15 protein-coding genes are annotated in these 16,866 nt (G+C 45.2%); 10 read left to right on the forward strand and 5 right to left on the reverse strand.

Going from position 1 to position 16,866, the window contains the following annotated elements; all coding sequences use genetic code 11:
* Positions 1-15 precede the first annotated feature (15 nt).
* From CTY47_RS10545 to CTY47_RS10570, 6 genes are all read left to right on the forward strand, one after another.
* Positions 16-1,071 (forward strand): tyrosine-protein phosphatase, encoded by a 1,056-nt coding sequence (locus CTY47_RS10545; RefSeq protein WP_099464705.1) that lies wholly within the window; start codon positions 16-18, stop codon positions 1,069-1,071.
* Between the two features lie 125 nt (positions 1,072-1,196).
* Positions 1,197-2,939, forward strand: a complete 1,743-nt coding sequence (locus tag CTY47_RS10550; RefSeq protein ID WP_099464882.1) for a DEAD/DEAH box helicase — start codon at positions 1,197-1,199, stop codon at positions 2,937-2,939.
* A 76-nt stretch (positions 2,940-3,015) separates the two neighbouring features.
* Complete coding sequence (locus tag CTY47_RS10555; RefSeq protein ID WP_099464706.1) at positions 3,016-4,626, forward strand: dipeptidase; 1,611 nt, start codon at positions 3,016-3,018, stop codon at positions 4,624-4,626.
* Positions 4,627-4,638: 12 nt separating this feature from the next.
* On the forward strand, positions 4,639-5,808 hold the full coding sequence (locus tag CTY47_RS10560; RefSeq protein WP_099464707.1) for a C1 family peptidase: 1,170 nt from the start codon (positions 4,639-4,641) through the stop codon (positions 5,806-5,808).
* Positions 5,809-6,106: 298 nt separating this feature from the next.
* Positions 6,107-6,742, forward strand: coding sequence for a ribonuclease H1 domain-containing protein (locus tag CTY47_RS10565; RefSeq protein WP_099464708.1), 636 nt, complete (start codon positions 6,107-6,109; stop codon positions 6,740-6,742).
* Positions 6,743-6,788: 46 nt separating this feature from the next.
* Positions 6,789-7,961: a glycosyltransferase family 87 protein gene (locus tag CTY47_RS10570; RefSeq protein ID WP_099464709.1), complete on the forward strand. Its 1,173-nt coding sequence runs from the start codon at positions 6,789-6,791 to the stop codon at positions 7,959-7,961.
* Here CTY47_RS10570 and CTY47_RS10575 read toward each other — a convergent pair.
* Complete coding sequence (locus tag CTY47_RS10575; RefSeq protein ID WP_099464710.1) at positions 7,956-8,750, reverse strand: glycosyltransferase family 2 protein; 795 nt, start codon at positions 8,748-8,750, stop codon at positions 7,956-7,958. The genes CTY47_RS10570 and CTY47_RS10575 overlap by 6 nt on opposite strands.
* A gap of 112 nt (positions 8,751-8,862) precedes the next feature.
* Between CTY47_RS10575 and CTY47_RS10580 the strand changes: the two genes are divergently transcribed.
* Both CTY47_RS10580 and CTY47_RS10585 read left to right on the forward strand, forming a co-directional pair.
* The gene (locus tag CTY47_RS10580; RefSeq protein ID WP_099464711.1) at positions 8,863-9,762 is read left to right on the forward strand and encodes a glycosyltransferase family 2 protein; all 900 of its coding nucleotides are present in this window, start codon (positions 8,863-8,865) and stop codon (positions 9,760-9,762) included.
* A gap of 33 nt (positions 9,763-9,795) precedes the next feature.
* Positions 9,796-10,779 carry a glycosyltransferase family 4 protein gene (locus tag CTY47_RS10585; RefSeq protein WP_099464712.1) on the forward strand — a complete coding sequence of 328 codons (984 nt, stop codon included), beginning with the start codon at positions 9,796-9,798 and terminating at the stop codon, positions 10,777-10,779.
* Here CTY47_RS10585 and CTY47_RS10590 read toward each other — a convergent pair.
* The 3 genes from CTY47_RS10590 to CTY47_RS10600 are packed head-to-tail and all read right to left on the reverse strand — an operon-like array spanning position 10,745 to position 13,817.
* Entirely contained in the window at positions 10,745-11,524 is a 780-nt protein-coding gene (locus CTY47_RS10590) for a lipopolysaccharide kinase InaA family protein (RefSeq protein WP_158228529.1), read from the reverse strand. The genes CTY47_RS10585 and CTY47_RS10590 overlap by 35 nt on opposite strands.
* 2 nt (positions 11,525-11,526) lie before the next feature.
* Positions 11,527-12,816 (reverse strand): nucleotide sugar dehydrogenase, encoded by a 1,290-nt coding sequence (locus CTY47_RS10595; protein ID WP_099464714.1) that lies wholly within the window; start codon positions 12,814-12,816, stop codon positions 11,527-11,529.
* 23 nt (positions 12,817-12,839) lie between these two features.
* The gene (locus tag CTY47_RS10600; protein ID WP_099464715.1) at positions 12,840-13,817 is read right to left on the reverse strand and encodes an SDR family oxidoreductase; all 978 of its coding nucleotides are present in this window, start codon (positions 13,815-13,817) and stop codon (positions 12,840-12,842) included.
* Between the two features lie 158 nt (positions 13,818-13,975).
* Here CTY47_RS10600 and CTY47_RS10605 point away from each other — a divergent pair, with 158 nt between their 5' ends.
* The gene (locus tag CTY47_RS10605; RefSeq protein WP_099464716.1) at positions 13,976-14,749 is read left to right on the forward strand and encodes a glycosyltransferase family A protein; all 774 of its coding nucleotides are present in this window, start codon (positions 13,976-13,978) and stop codon (positions 14,747-14,749) included.
* Positions 14,736-15,734 carry a polysaccharide deacetylase family protein gene (locus tag CTY47_RS10610; protein ID WP_099464717.1) on the forward strand — a complete coding sequence of 333 codons (999 nt, stop codon included), beginning with the start codon at positions 14,736-14,738 and terminating at the stop codon, positions 15,732-15,734. Before CTY47_RS10605 ends, CTY47_RS10610 begins: the two co-directional genes overlap by 14 nt.
* Here CTY47_RS10610 and CTY47_RS10615 read toward each other — a convergent pair.
* Complete coding sequence (locus tag CTY47_RS10615) at positions 15,731-16,858, reverse strand: glycosyltransferase family 4 protein (protein ID WP_099464718.1); 1,128 nt, start codon at positions 16,856-16,858, stop codon at positions 15,731-15,733. The genes CTY47_RS10610 and CTY47_RS10615 overlap by 4 nt on opposite strands.
* Positions 16,859-16,866 lie beyond the last annotated feature (8 nt).

Below are 16,866 nucleotides of genomic sequence, written 5' to 3' on the forward strand. Positions count from 1 at the left end.
TATTGTAAAACAACGATGATTGGTAAAATTCTTTTTTTATTCACCAGTATAACTACACTTATAGGATGTACTTCCAATACGCCGGATATACATTCCCTTTGTTTACGCGACGACATTGGCAATTACATAATCAAATGGGAAACAGATCCTCAGATTGAAGGGACACTGAAAATATATGTTTCCGATAATCCTGAAACATTCAACACGGCAATTCCGGCCGGATACGCAAATATCAGGGATGGTGTCTCCACTTATATTACAAATGACAATATCACCCGGAAATACTTTCTATTGTCATTCAATGATAAATATTACCAGAAAGTAGGCGCCCGGTCTGTTATAATGGATAGCATACAAAATCTCCGCGATTTAGGGGGGTATTTCAATAAGCATAATAAAATGACTAAATGGGGCAAAGTTTTTCGTTCCGGACAATTAAGTTCCTTAACCGAACTAGACACCATCCGACTGAACAACCTTGGAATAAAAACGATTATCGATCTTCGCACAGACCAGGAGATTGCCGCAGCCCCTATCCGTTACAGCAATGCAAATATTGTTCATATACCCGTTTCCGCAGGGAAAATGGCAGAAATACCTCAACGTATCAAGGAAGATAAAATAAAAAAAGGGGATGCCATCCTTTATATGCAAGACCAGTATTTGCAATTCGTAACAGACAACAGTGCACAGTTTGCAAAGGCATTAGCTCTATTTGAAAATGCAGACAATTACCCTATCCTGTTTAACTGTTCTTTAGGCAAAGACCGCTCAGGCTTTCTTGCATTCATATTACTTTCCGCGTTAGGAATACCCGAAGATATCATTGAACAGGATTATTTAGCCTCCAACAACTATATCGATGTAGGGCATCTCGCTTATCAGGCTCGTGATCTCAGCACAGATGCCCAGGAAAGCATAACAGTCCTGCTCACAGCGAATATATCTTTAATGGATCTGACCTCCCAAAAAATTATAAAAGAATACGGGTCAGTAAACAAATACCTGTCAAAAGGTTTAGGATTAACAGAAAAGAAACGTGAACAAATAAAAGATATGCTTCTATATTAATGTGTATCAAAATTATTTGCGTACCTTTGCACGTTCTGAATATTATACACAATATATAACATCGCATTTTGAAAACATTTGAAGAATTAGGAGTTGCCGCACCTATATTAAAGGCAATTCAAGAAATGGGCTACGAATCGCCCATGCCCGTACAAGAGGAAGTGATTCCTTTCTTACTGGGAGAAGATAATGACGTAATCGCACTCGCACAGACAGGAACAGGGAAAACTGCAGCATTCGGTTTGCCGATCCTACAAAAAATTGACGTTCATATATATCAGCCACAAGCTCTTATCCTATGTCCTACCCGCGAACTTTGTTTGCAGATCGCAGACGATCTGAATGATTATTCCAAATATATCGATAATCTGAAAGTATTACCCGTATATGGCGGATCAAGCATAGAAAGCCAGATAAAGATGCTGAAAAGAGGAGTGCACGTAGTAGTTGCCACTCCGGGACGTCTGCTGGATTTAATGAACCGTAAAACGGTAGATCTTAGCAATATAAAGAATGTAATTCTGGACGAAGCGGACGAAATGCTGAACATGGGCTTTACCGACAGCATTAACGCAATTCTGGCGGAAGTTCCTGCTTCACGCAATATGCTACTGTTCTCTGCTACAATGCCACAGGGCATTGCCAGCATTACAAAGAAATACATGAACAACCCGAAAGAGATCGTTATCGGACGGAAGAATGAGGGCAATAAAAACATCAAGCATGTTTACTACATGGTTCATGCGCGCGATAAATACCTGGCGCTAAAACGTATTGCAGACTTTTACCCCAACATATACGGTATCATTTTCTGCCGTACACGTAAAGAGACACAGGAGATTGCCGATAAGCTGATACAGGATGGCTACAATGCCGACTCCTTACACGGAGAACTGAGCCAGGCGCAGCGCGACTATGTAATGCAGAAGTTCCGCGTAAAAAACATCCAACTGCTGGTAGCAACAGATGTAGCAGCCAGAGGACTGGACGTTGACGACCTGACACATGTTATTAATTATGGCTTGCCTGATGAAGTGGAATCATACACACACCGAAGCGGACGTACAGGACGTGCAGGCAAAACCGGTATCTCCATCGCTATCTGCCATATAAAAGAAAAAGGCAAAATCCGCGAAATAGAACGCATACTGAACAAGAAGTTCGAAAAAGGAGAAATCCCGAGCGGACATGCAATCTGCGAAAAGCAGTTGTTCAACCTGGTAGACCAGATTGAGAAAGTAAAAGTAGACGAAGAAGAAATCGCTTCACTTATGCCCTCCATCTTCCGTAAACTGGAATGGCTGGACAAAGAAGACATTATCAAACGCGTTGTATCCATGGAATTCAACCGCATGATAGACTATTACAAAGATGCAGACGAAATCCATGTAGTAGACGAACGCAGTTCACGATCTGAACGCGGAGAGAGAGGGGAACGCGGCAGTCGTCGCGGCCATGAAGCAGAAGAAGGCTTTGCACGCTTTTTCCTTAACTTCGGTAAAGCGGACGGATTATTCCCGAACCAACTGATAGAACTTGTCAACAAATGCGTTCCCGGCAAAGTACGCATCGGCAAGATAGATTTGCGCGACAACTTCTCATTCTTTGAAGTAGAAGAAGGCGAATCAAAGCGCGTTATGGACAGTATGAACGGCTTCGAAATAGAAGGCCGCCGTATTTCCGTGGAACCGGCACAAGCCCAGAAAGGCGCAGGAGGAGACCGCAAAGGACGCGGAGGAAGCAGCTTCAAAGGCAAACGCGACGGCAGAGACTTCGGAGGAGGAGATCGCAAAGGACGCAGCTCGGATAAACCCTGGCGCAGAAGTTCTTCCGAACGGGACGCAAGGAAGAAAAGATTTAACAGATAAAACAACTAAGCGGTATCTTTACAAGGTATCGCTTTTTTTATATCTTTACACGCTGTTCCTAAAAACATACAACAATATGAATAAAATAGTTAACCTTGTCCTCGCTCTGCTAATTTGCGGGGGACCCGTCATTGCACAGGAAATTGAATACTCACAGCCTGTTAATTCTCCGGAAAGTTGCACCAGCATCATGGTGGGAAAGAAAGCATCGGCAGACGGCTCTGTCATAACCAGCCATACATGCGACGGCAATTACCGCACATGGATGGATATCATACCGGGAACTACACACAACAACGACACCACTGTTGCTATCTATACCGGCAGGATGCACACCGAATACTACAACGATCAGAACCGGATGGAATATAAAGGCTCCATCCCCGAAGCGCATACCACCTACCGATATCTTAACACAGCCTATCCCTGCCTGAATGAAAAACAACTGGGCATAGGCGAGACCACCATCTCCGGCCGCAAAGAACTGGAGAACCCCAAAGGCATGTTCGTAATTGAAGAACTCGAAAAGATAGCCTTACAACGCTGCACAACCGCCCGTGATGCCATCCGCCTGATAGGCGAACTGGTTGCCAAATACGGTTATGGCGATTCAGGCGAATGCCTTACCATTGCAGACACCCGCGAAGTATGGCACTTTGAACTCTTTGGAGAAGGGCCCGACAAAATAGGCGGTGTATGGGCTGCCGTACGCATACCCGACGATCATGTAGGCGTATCGGCCAACATCCCACGCATTTCGACTCTCGACCTAAAAGACAAGGACAACTGCATGGCCTCGGCCAACGTTTACGACGTAGCCCGCAGACTGGGATACTGGGACGGCAAAGAGCCCTTCAAGTTCTGGAAAGCATACGCGGGCGCCAATTACTTTGGAGAACCGAAATCATTCAGCGTACGCGAATACTTCATTCTGAATGCGCTTGCCCCTTCGCTAAAGCTGTCGTTCGACCAGGAAGAACTGCCAATCAGCGTAAAACCGGACAAGCCTGTAAACGTTACCGACGTAATGGCCCTGCTTCGCCAAACATACGAAGGGACGGAATGGGACGTCACCAAGAACCTGAAGGTAGCCGTAAAGGACAAAGAAACAAACACGACCGACACCATCATCAGCCCCGCCGCCAATCCGTGGATGCCAACAGACATGATCAATATGCTGAACGCCGTCCGCGAAGGCGCCGTGACGCGCAACCGTCTGGTAGCCGTACCCCAATGCTCCTATTCCACCGTGATACAACTAAGAAGCTGGCTGCCCGATGCCGTTGGAGGCGTAGTATGGATGGCATTGGACAACCCCGGCGAAAGCCCCCGCTTCCCAATCTTCTGCGGAACAACAAAGCTGCCCGAACCCTTCAACATCTGCGGGCAACACCGCCACCGCGACGATGCCGCCATCTGGAAATACCGCAAAGCAAATAAGCTAGCCACCGTACGCTGGGGCTTGACAAAGGAATTCGTAAACCAGGGCATCGCCCACTTTGAAGAAAAAGGACAAGCAGAAATGCCCTTTGTAGAAAGCCGCTACCAAGCCATACGGGCAGAAAAGGGCGACGCTGCCGCCAATGCCTTCCTGACCGGATATACGGCCGACTTTGCCGGAGCCACCATGCAACACTGGCAAAACCTTGCCGACGAGTTCTGGAAAATATTTGCAAGAGGATTCTAATAATTTACACATATGAAAACACTTGTTTTATCCTGTGCCCTCCTGCTGGCTGCCGGCGGAGCCTATGCACAAGGCTACCAATTCACCGAAGTGGTCAAACTGCCGGCCACGCCTGTAAAGAACCAGGCATCAACAGGCACATGCTGGTGCTTTGCCACCACATCATTCCTCGAATCCGAGCTGCTGCGTATGGGAAAAGGCACGTACGACCTCTCCGAAATGTTCATCGTACGCCAGAAGTACATGAACCAGTTGCAAGACAACTACCTGCGCGAAGGAAAAGGCAATATCGGGCAAGGAAGCCTCTCGCACACCTACAAACACGCCTTCGACCAGGTAGGCGTAGTACCCGAAGAGGCCTACACAGGCATCAACTACAATTCGGATCGCCATAACCACGGCGAACTGGTCAAGTACCTCCACGCCATAGCCAACGTGGCCATACAACTACGCCACCGCAGCCCCGAATACGACAAGCTGATAAACAACCTGTTCGACACCTATCTGGGCAAACTCCCCGAAAAGTTCACCTACAAAGGGAAGGAATACACCCCCAAAACGTTTGCCGCCTCCCTTGGGCTCGACATGGACGATTATATCGAACTAACCAGTTTCACGCACCACCCCTACTATAAACCGTTCAGTCCCGAAGTGCCCGACAACTGGGAACACGAGCTAATGTATAACCTCCCGCTCGACGAATTGATATCCGTAATAGACAGCGCCCTGGGCAACGGCTATACCGTATGCTGGGACGGCGACGTAAGCGAAAAAGGCTTCTCCTTCAAAAACGGTGTAGCCATCAACCCCGAAGTCGTAAAAGTAGAAGACTTCTCTACCACCGACCGCGCCCGTTTCGAGAAGATGGACATGAAAGAACGCCTGGACGAAGTCTACAAGTTTGAACAACCCTGTCCGGAAATAAACGTCACACCCGAAGTACGCCAACAAGGCTTCGAAGCCTTTGTCACCACCGACGATCACCTGATGCACATCACCGGCATCGCCAAAGACCAGAACGGTACAAAGTATTACATCACCAAGAACTCCTGGGGGACAGACCGCAACGCCTTTGGCGGCTACCTCAACATGTCGGACAGCTTCGTACGTGCCAAGACCATCTACATCATGGTACACAAAGATGCCATTCCGGCCGGCACACGAGCCAAGCTAAAGCTCTAACCCGGCTCCTCCTCTAGCGTACACCATACACCCGTCCGAAGCCTCGGACGGGAGACATCATACCCCTCCTACCGCATCAATCTCCCTAGGTAGGGAGATGATTGCTCCCTAAGTAGGGAGATTATTTCTCCCTAGCTAAGGAGATTATTTCTCCCTAGGTAGGGAGCTTCGTCCGGGAGCCTAGGCACAGACACCATGGAAGCCTGGGCACAAGCCTACCGGGAGTATGCTAAAGACGCCTCCGAACTGGGAGGTCACGGATAATTATACTACCTTTGCGAAAAACAACAAGGCAAGCATGGCAAAGAATAAATACTACGTCGTATGGAAAGGAGTTGCTCCGGGCGTCTATGATAATTGGGCAGACTGCAAAGCCCAGGTAGAAGGACAAGACGGCGCCAAATACAAATCGTTCGAAACCGAAGAAGAGGCCGTCGTTGCCTACGAAAAAGGCTACATGCACTACCTGAAGACAACGGCCTCCTCCAGAGCCGCGGCAAAACTGTCGCCGGCACAACCCGTCGGGAAGCCCATCAACGAAAGCCTGGCTGTAGACGCCGCCTGCAGCGGCAACCCGGGCGACATGGAATACCGGGGTGTATACACCGCAACAGGGCAAGAGGTCTTTCGCATAGGCCCCCTGAAGCGGGGAACAAACAACATCGGCGAATTTCTGGCCATTGTACACGGGCTTGCCTTTCTGAAACAAAACGGTAGCGACCTTCCCCTCTATTCGGATAGCCGCAACGCCATCCTCTGGATACAGAAGAAGAAGTGCAAGACCCTACTCGAACGCGAACCTGCCAACAAACCCATATTCGACCTCATAGAACGTGCCGAACGCTGGCTCAACACAAACACCTACACCACCCGCATCCTTAAATGGGAAACCTCCGAATGGGGAGAAATACCGGCGGATTTCGGAAGGAAGTAAACCCGCCTGTCTTACTACATTTATACACAACAAAACAACACGCCAGATGAACAAACTAAGAAGCTGGATAAACCATCCTGTATTACGACAAGAGAGTACGCTCTTTTGGATATGGACTGCCTCGGCGGTTCTTTTTGCGGCCGCTAAATTGCTTATCGGCAAATACAACAATTACAAGATTTTCGAGAACGTATTCCACCATGCCGTCAACGGCCTGCCCCTCTATCTGGAATACCCGGCCGAATATTACGACGTGAACCATTACGGCCCCTTTTTCAGCCTGGTAATTGCCCCTTTCACCCTGCTGCCCGACTGGCTGGGAATGGTCTTCTGGATTGTAGCAAACACGATGTTTCTGTTCTACGCCATTCGCCAGCTACCTCTTACACACAACCAGCGGATATTTATCTATTGGTATTCACTTTGCGAATTAATGACAGCCCAGGGAATGCAGCAATACAACATTTCGGTGGCTGCATTTATCATACTGGCGTATGCTTTCATCAAACAGAAGAAAGACTTTTGGGCAGCATGTGCTATCATGTTCGGCGCTTTTATCAAGATATATCCTATTGCAGGTCTGGCGTTCTTCTTCTTTTCCAGGCATAAAACGAAGTTCATCTTATCCTGTTTCTTCTGGGCAGCCTTGTTCCTCACGATTCCGATGCTCTACGCGCCGGGCCCCGATTATATATTATCTCAGTACATCCAATGGTTTGAACGTTTGGGGGTAAAGAACGAACTGAATATGTTTGCCAAATCGCAAAACATTTCGTTGCTGGGAATCGTACGCAAACTGTCGGGCAACGCTTCATATAGCGACTTGTGCCTGATTATACCGGGACTAGTGCTTTTCTTTATCCCCTACCTGCGGATATCACAATATAAGCACCTCAACTTTCAGCTCATGCTGCTGGCTAACGTATTGCTGTTTGTGGTATTATTCAGTACCGGAAGCGAAGCCAGCGGATATATCAGCGCCATGATAGGGGTTGCTTTGTGGTACCTTGCCAGCCCCTCACCTCACCGGACATACAATCGCTGGCTGATGATAGCCACGCTTATCATCGTAGGGCTGTCTACTACAGAGCTGGTGCCTCCGTTTATACGACACAATTTTATAGTCCCCTACGTAATAAAGGCGTGGCCTTGTACGGTTGTCTGGTTAACAATAGGCTATGAAATGATTTGCCTGGACTTTTCGGCTAAGAGGTCATAGATACTTATCCACCCCGTTGGTGCACCTTATGACCTGATGGCTGCTTTGGCCTTCCATATACTTGAAGTTCTTATCGGCATTCTGCATGTATTTATCTTCGTGCCACAGGTGGTAGACTATGCCGGCAAACTTGAGGTAGCGCTTTACGCATCCACTGGCCAGGAGGCGGTTGGCAAAGTCGTAATCCTCGCCTCCCCAACCTTCGAAGAACTCGTCGTAACCATTTATCCGAATGTAGTCTTCCTTATAAAAGGACATATTACAACCCAACCCGGGAGAAGCGTGCTTGCGATAGCGAGGCGCCAGAAACGAGGACAGGTGTTTGAAGTGGAAGCCATTCTCCGGCTTGCTTTCAATGCCTTTAGTCCAAGGCCATATCCGGGGAGCACGCCGCTCAAGGCATATCTTCGCGGTGAGTTCACGATTCAGATTGACGCGTCCGCCCTTTACATAGATACCTTTCCCGGACAGGCGTATGTGGTCTTCCACAAAGCGGGGATGAAGGAAAATATCTCCGTCTATTTCTATAATATAGTCGCCCGAAGCAGCCGCCACGCTTTTATTACGCATCATTGCCAGGCGGAAGCCATTGTCTTCCTGCCAGACATGCACAATGGGGACAGGAAAGCCGGCTTTCAGACGTTCTATCAGTTCTTTGGTTTCATCCTTCGAACCATCATCACCTATTACTACCTCGTCGGGCAGCACCGTTTGGTGTCTGATACTGTCGAGGCAAACTTCCAAAGCGTCCGGACGATTATAAGTAGAGACAATCAGGGATACATTCATTGTGTAAGTATTTAGATTACATTAATTATGGCAATAAAGGTAAATACTATTTCCTTTCCTGCCAAAGTAATCCCTATATTTGCACCACTGTACACATTCATAGTTTAGAATAATGACACAAGACGACAAGCGATTCTCCATACTCATCCCTACCTGGAACAATCTGGGTTACCTCAAACTGTGCCTGGAGAGCATCCGTAAGAACTCTACTTACAAACACCAGATACTGATTTATGTAAACGAAGGTTCGGATGGCACCGCAGACTGGTTGAAGGAGAACGAAGAATATGAATACATCCACAACAAAGAGAATGCCGGCGTCTGCTGGGCACTCAATGCCTTGCGAACACGGGTAAAGACGGATTATATCCTTTACATGAATGACGATATGTACGTCTGCCCCGAATGGGACAAAGTGTTGTGGGAAGAGATCCAAAGGATGCCGGACAATAAGTTCTTCCTGTCCGCCACGCTGATACAGCCGCGCCCTTTTTTCTGCAAAAGCGTCATTGCCCCTGCTAATTTCGGAGAGAGCCTCGAGACATTCAGAGAGCAGGACTTATTGGATAACTACCGCACATTGCCACATACGGACTGGTTCGGTTCTACCTGGCCTCCTAATGTGGTGCATAAAGAAATGTGGGATCTGGTAGGAGGCTACAGTGTAGAGTTCTCTCCCGGCATGTATAGCGATCCCGACTTTTCGGCCAAGCTGTGGATGGCAGGCGTACGTATCTTCAAGGGTCTGTCCGAAAGCCGGGTGTATCACTTCGAATCCGTTTCAACAGGCCGCGTAAGGAAGAATAACGGCAGTCTGCAATTCCTGCAGAAATGGGGTATCACATCCGCCTCTTTCATGAGAGATATCCTGAGACGCGGAGAGCCTTTCGATGCCGGCAAAATAGGCAAACCCAACGAATTGCTACTAAAGAAAGACATTTCACGCAGCCGGTTGAAGAAGTGGCTTTGCGCTTTCAAGAAGAGCGGACAGGCAAAAGCGCTCTGGGAATAAGGTTAAAACAATCTATAATATAAGAACTGAACTATGCATTTAGGAGTTATCTTACCGCATACCAAATTATACGGCGGCGTAAAACGCTTTCTGGAATTAGGTAACATATTTATTGAGAAGGGACATTCGTTTACGGTCTATACTCCCGACGGAGCCTCTCCCACCTGGTTCAATTTCAAAGGAGAGACAAAGCCTTTCTCTATGCTGACGGAAGATTCTATTGACGCTTTGTTTACCACCGAAGTAAAATTCATAGAACAACTTACCACAGCCAATGCCCGACGGAGAATACTTTACCATGTCCGCATCACCGAGAATCTGAAACCCTTCCTGAAGCATGGAGGAGTAGAGATATTTGCCTGCTCGTCCAATATCTACCTGCACGACAAAAAGAAATACGGCATCGAAGCGTTCAAGGCATTGGGTGGAGTTGATACTTCCAACTACAAGGCAAAGGAAAGCTATGCAGTAAAAGACCGTCCATTTGTAGTCATGGCCTACGGGCGCCTGGCCGAACGGGTAAAGGGGACAAAGTATGTTGTCCGTGCATGCGAAAAGCTTTACAAGAAGGGGTACAACATCCGCATGTTGCTATTCGATACGGCAATCAGCGAGAAAGCGCAGGAGCTGATAAACAACTTCACGGCCAGTGTGCCGTTCGACTTCATCCAGAACCATCCGTTCGATAAGAACTCGGAGATATTTAACAAGGCCGATCTATTTGTTGCTGCCGAACGTCATGCCGGATGGTCTAACACCGTATCAGAGGCGATGGCATGTGCACTTCCGGTAATTGCCACCCAAGCCGGTACCAAAGACTTGCTGATAGACGGAGAAACAGGATTGCTCACCAAGCGATACACATTCCTGTTCCGCCGCAAGATTAAGAAACTGATAGAGGATGAGGCTCTACGCCAACAGCTCGGGCAAAACGCTTACCGACATGTGAAGAACTTCGACTGGCATGCATTGGCCGACCGTATTATTTCGCATCTCGAGGGAACAACAGGCGTTTGATGCGGCGCCTGTTATCACGGATTATGCTCTTTAATTCTACAAAGTTATTATGGGCAGATGAATACTGCACAAGCTGCTCCGCCATGCGATCGGCATCGGCATGGCTCAGTTTAGCATATTCTTTCGCAATGATCCGTAATTTATCGTCGGGCAGTTCCAGCATAGACAAGTTCTTCAGGCCTTTCTGCGTAGAGACAGGCTCGAAGCGTGTACGGTTCAGGTCTACCAGGTAGAAATGATAATTGCCGTCATCCTCTTTTCTAAGTAATGTATTACCGGGAGAATGGTCTATAAAGAAAATGCCTTTCTGATGGAAGTCGTAGGTAAAGCGGGCAAAAGCGCGGTATACATCATCTTGTTCTTCCTCCGGCAATTCTGCAATTTCACGAAACGTTATTACTCCGTCCAGCTGAAGGGAGATATAATAGCTATAAGTCAGCCCGATGGCATCCTTATAAAGAATGTATCCGACAGGGGCAGGAGTTCCTACACCCATTTCCATCATACGTTCTGCATAATCGTACGAACGTCTGGCTTTTGAAGGGCGCACATAGGCATACGCTACTCTATTGATGATATGCGGAAGCTTAAATGACTTAATACACATGCGGAAACCTCCAATATCCATCACCTTCAGCACATTGCGTCCGCTATAAATAAGTTCACCCTCTTTATCAAAACGCTCGGGGATGGAAAGGATTTCCTTCTCAAGATGAGCGTATGCCGAACTTATCCGATACTGCATGTTCATAAGCGGTTATCAACAATAGCAGGATCGATACAACCTTTCACATCATACACAACTCCATTAGGAATGGTCAAAGCCTGAATATCCAGCGCAAGGAATTCTTTATGAGCCACAGCAAGAACAACGGCGGCATATTTGTGTTCCGGGAGCTTGTCCGTTACTACCAGTCCGTATTCGTGTTCAACATCCCGGGGTTTAGCCCAGGGATCATAAATAGTCACTTTCGTTTCATAATCCTGTAAGGCTTTTACCACATCATAAACCTTTGTATTACGTACATCGGGGCAATTCTCCTTAAAAGTAAAACCCAATATCAGCACTTCAGCATTACGTACCGGCAGGTCCTTCTTTATCATACATTTCACTACCTGATTAGCAATATACTCCCCCATACTGTCATTTATACGCCGGCCGGCCAGGATTACTTCAGGATGATAGCCATAGTCTTGCGCTTTCTGAGCCAGATAGTAAGGGTCTACGCCTATACAATGTCCGCCTACCAAACCCGGTTTAAAAGGCAGGAAGTTCCACTTTGTAGCAGCGGCGGCAAGCACTTCACTGGTATCGATACCTATCAGATTGAATATCTTAGACAACTCATTGACAAATGCAATGTTTATATCCCGCTGCGAGTTTTCTATTACCTTAGCTGCTTCCGCCACTTTGATACCGGAGGCAAGGAAGGTTCCGGCTATAATAACAGAGTTATATACTTCGTCTATCTTTTTAGCCACTTCGGGAGTAGAGCCGGAAGTTACTTTCTTTATCTTCTCAACCGTATGTTCCTTATCCCCCGGATTGATACGCTCCGGAGAATAACCGGCATAAAAGTCTGCGTTGAATTTTAGTCCCGACACCTTTTCGATCACCGGAACGCATTCTTCTTCCGTAACTCCGGGATAAACAGTCGACTCGAAAACAACAATATCTCCTTTGCCTATCACCTTGCCCACGGTTTCGCTGGCTTTATACAAAGGAGTAAGATCAGGGGAATGATGACGGTCTACCGGAGTAGGCACACATACGATATAAAAATTACTGTCCTTTATATCATCCAACCGGCAGGAGCAATACAAACCTTTCTCTCCGGCGGAAGGCACTTTATCTATCAATACAGATTGCAGAACCGAGTCGCCTACCTCTAATGTAGAATCATGTCCGGACATCAGCTCTTCCACTCTGGCCTGCTTCGCGTCAAAACCAACGACCGGATACTTAGAAGCAAACAATCGGGCCAAAGGCAAGCCTACATATCCTAATCCAATAACAGCAATCTTTATATTCTCCATGTTACAGTCATTTAATAATCGATTTATTTCAGGTTCTCCCAATACCAGCGAACCGATTGTTTCAATCCTTCCCGCATACTGAACTGCGGATTATAGCCCAGCAGCCTTTTAGCCTTTTCTATAGAAGCTAACGAATGTGGTATATCGCCCAAACGGTTAGGGCCGTGTTCAACTTCAATAGCCGCTATAGCCGGATCAAAATCACTCAGGTACTCTTTCAAACAACCAACCAGTTGATTCAGTGTCGTCCTTTCACCAAAAGCCGTATTATATACAGTATTAAGCGCTTCCTTATTGGAAGTAGAGAGCGCCAGCATATTCATCCGAATCACATTGTCTATATAAGTGAAGTCTCTTGAATATTCGCCATCTCCATTTATAACAGGCGATTTATGCTCCATAAGCAGTTTTACAAACAAAGGGATTACTGCCGCATAAGCTCCGTTCGGGTCCTGGCGTCGCCCGAATACATTAAAATAGCGTAAACCAATGCATTCCATTCCGTACGTTTTGGAAAAGACATCCGCATACAGTTCATTTACATACTTTGTCACTGCATAAGGAGACAAAGGCTTTCCTATTATATCCTCTTCTTTCGGTAGAGTAACAGAATCACCGTAAGTAGACGAACTGGCTGCATAAATAAAGCGTTTTACTTTTGCATCACGTGCCGCTACAAGCATATTTATAAATCCACTGATATTAACAGCATTGGTTGTAATCGGATCTTTTATGGATCGTGGCACGGAGCCTAGCGCAGCTTCATGCAACACATAATCTACTCCTTCCACCGCTTTTTCGCAATCCGATAAATTACGGATATCTCCCACAATCAATCTGAAAGAAGGATTATTAAAATGCGAACTGATATTTTCGGGTTTCCCGGTTGCAAAGTTATCCAGACATACCACCTTATACCCTTCCTGCAACAAATACTCACACAGGTTAGAACCTATAAAACCGGCTCCTCCCGTTACTAAAATAGTTGATCCTTTTTTCATGACTTTATGAACTTATCAGCCTCTAAAAGACAATACTGAAAGGCAAAGATAAGATATTCTTCCCGAATAATTGGATTGTAAAAAAACTTTGTCTAGTTTTGCCCCATTCCCTTTTCTGCATCTCAGGTAATTTTGATATAAGGTAAAACAAATTAAATATGAAGTCTATACAACCGGCAGACATCGAATTAAGTTATATAATGCCAGTATTCTTTAATCAGAAAAATACAAATGTCTTAACTAATTTATTGGAAGATTATTCCAAAATAGCCCCGGCAGTCCTGAAACGGATTCAATTTGTTATAGTCGATGATTGTTCGCCTATACCTGTAACAGTTCCCAGTCATATTAATATTAACTACCAGATTTATCGTATAATAAGCGATATCCGCTGGAATCAGGGAGGTGCCCGTAATCTGGGAGTTGTAAAAGCAATCAGCCCCAAAATAATACTGACCGATTGCGACCACTTCTTCCCAGAAAAACTTTTATCACAAATATTAGACAGCAAAATACCACAACATACATTATATAAATTCAAGCGGGTTGATGCTAATGGAAATCAGCAACAATCCCCTTGTAATATCTTTTATACTTCCAAAATGACTTTCTTTTCTTCCTTAGGATATGATGAAGAATTTTGTGGCAATTACGGATATGAAGATGTTATGTTCCGTCATTTCCAGCACGCGATGGGGAATAAAATTAAATACTTTACCCGTTTCAAGAAAATTATTTCCAATACAATAGACCGTGAAAATTCTTATCACAGTCTCGTACGTGACACAACTACCAACCTAGCATTAATGGAGGCAAAACTACCATTATTAAAAAATAAAAATCCATTTCAGGCCCATAGCCGGTTATTCCTTAACTTTGAATATCAAAAAGTAGCAGAGAACTGGATACAACACAAACATGAGAAACAGTAAACTGAAACATAATCTTGTAGAGTTTGGTATTAGCCGCGCATTGCGTTTCCTGAACAAGAATCCCAGAGTCATTTTTTATCATGGCGTAGATTTTGCAGGAAATAACCATTCCCTGCACATCAACCCTGATATATTTGAACAGGAAGTAGCCTTTTTATCAAAGCACTACGAAGTAATATCCATTCATGAATATGAAAACCGCTTCCGTAATAACCAGTTTAATGGAAAAGAAATAGTTGTGACATTCGATGATGGATATAAGAACAATCTAACCATAGCTGCACCTATTCTAAAGTCTTTGAATATTCCTTTCACCGTATTTATTTCGACCAATCATATCGAAAACGGGAATTATTTCCCAACAACAATAGCACGCATGATTATACGGAATAATAATCTATCTTTTGTAAAGATAGATTGCCTTAAGCTTAAGGCGGAATTAAAGAACAACATGCAGAGAGAGGCTATTTGTGACGCTGTTATCCATATCTTAAAACATTCCAATATCCGGCTGGTTAATGAAATCTGCCATCAGCTAATTGAAAATATATCACATGATGAATATGAAGAATTATGTCATTTCCATAAGATAGAAGCTCCGATGAACTGGGAAGATGTCATAAAACTCCATACAGAATACAACTGTACAATCGGATCACATTGTAAAGACCACTTCATCTGTAATATCTACCAGACTGACGAAGAAACAAAAGCACAATTGAAAGGTAGCAAACAAATCATTGAAGAAAAGCTACATACTTCATGCGACTACCTGGCTTACCCAAACGGAATTTATAATAAAGGAGATGTCACAACTTATGCGCAGCATACAGCCAAAGAGGTCGGTTATAAACTTGCTTTTACAACTGTTACAGATCGTTTAAGTGCAAAAAGCAATCCAATGCTAATGCCCCGGTGTGCAGCACGTTTCGAAATGGATGATTTTATTATGAAGCTGGTATTAAAACCCAAAATACAATTTTAAAGCAGTTCTTTATATAGCTCTATTATACGGCTGGCAATTATTTCATCGGAAAAGTTCTTTACAAAAGCTTTACCAGATTCGGTCATCTTCTTTACCAAATCGGGAGAAGACAATACTTTAGCAATACTTTCTGCCATTCCCGAGTCATCATCAGGATCAACATAAATAGAATCAGGTCCTCCTGCTTCTTCCAAACATGAGCCTGTTGCCGCAATTACCGGTATGCCCGAATGCAATGCTTCAATTACCGGAATACCGAATCCCTCAAAATAAGAAGGATACACAAATAAAGAGGCTTGTTGGTAAATAGCCGGTAAATCTTCAAAAGGCACATGATTCAAAAGGCGGACACGGTCTGCCAGGTCATTTTCTTTCACATATTGTTCCACTTCGTCTGCATACTCCGTATGCTTGCCAATAGCAATCAGTACAACATCCTTGTCTATCTGCTTCATGGCTTTTACAGCCAAAAGTAAATTCTTTCGCCGTTCTATACTTCCCACATTTAATATATAGCGTTCCGGCAAGTTATAGGTTTTCCGGACAGCTGCTTTCTTCTCATCATCGGCGGGTTGTATAAAAGAATGATCGCAACCCTGATAAATAACTTTTATTTTATCAGCATCAATATGGAAAAAGCGGATGATATCTCTTTTTGTCATCTCGCTGATAGCAATTATGCGGTCTGCTTCACGGCAGGCTTTACGGAACTTATATGCATAGATAGAACGATCTATCCGGCTATAAAACCGGGGATAACGAAGGAATATCAGATCGTGAATTGTCACAACAGACTTAATACCCCGTTTCTTTAGTCCACAAGGCAGTTCATTACTTAATCCGTGAAACAATTCAATTTTATCTTTCTGTAGAACGGAAGATAATGCAACCGAACGCCAGAAAGCCTTCGGAAAGCATGTAATTAACCCGGAAGGATAATGAAAGCGTATCGCCTGACTGGTATTTACCTGTGCACGTAAATGGGCATCACCTTCACCCGGAGAGTAAAGTTCGTACAAATTACCAGGATAAAAAGAAGAAAGTATATTCACAATATACCTGCTATAATTACCTAACCCCGTCCTGTTGTGAGTTATACGCTTAGCATCAAACCCTATCTTCATAGCCTTTT

This window comes from Parabacteroides provencensis (genome assembly GCF_900232875.1).
GTDB classification, from domain to species: Bacteria; Bacteroidota; Bacteroidia; order Bacteroidales; family Tannerellaceae; genus Parabacteroides; species Parabacteroides chinchillae.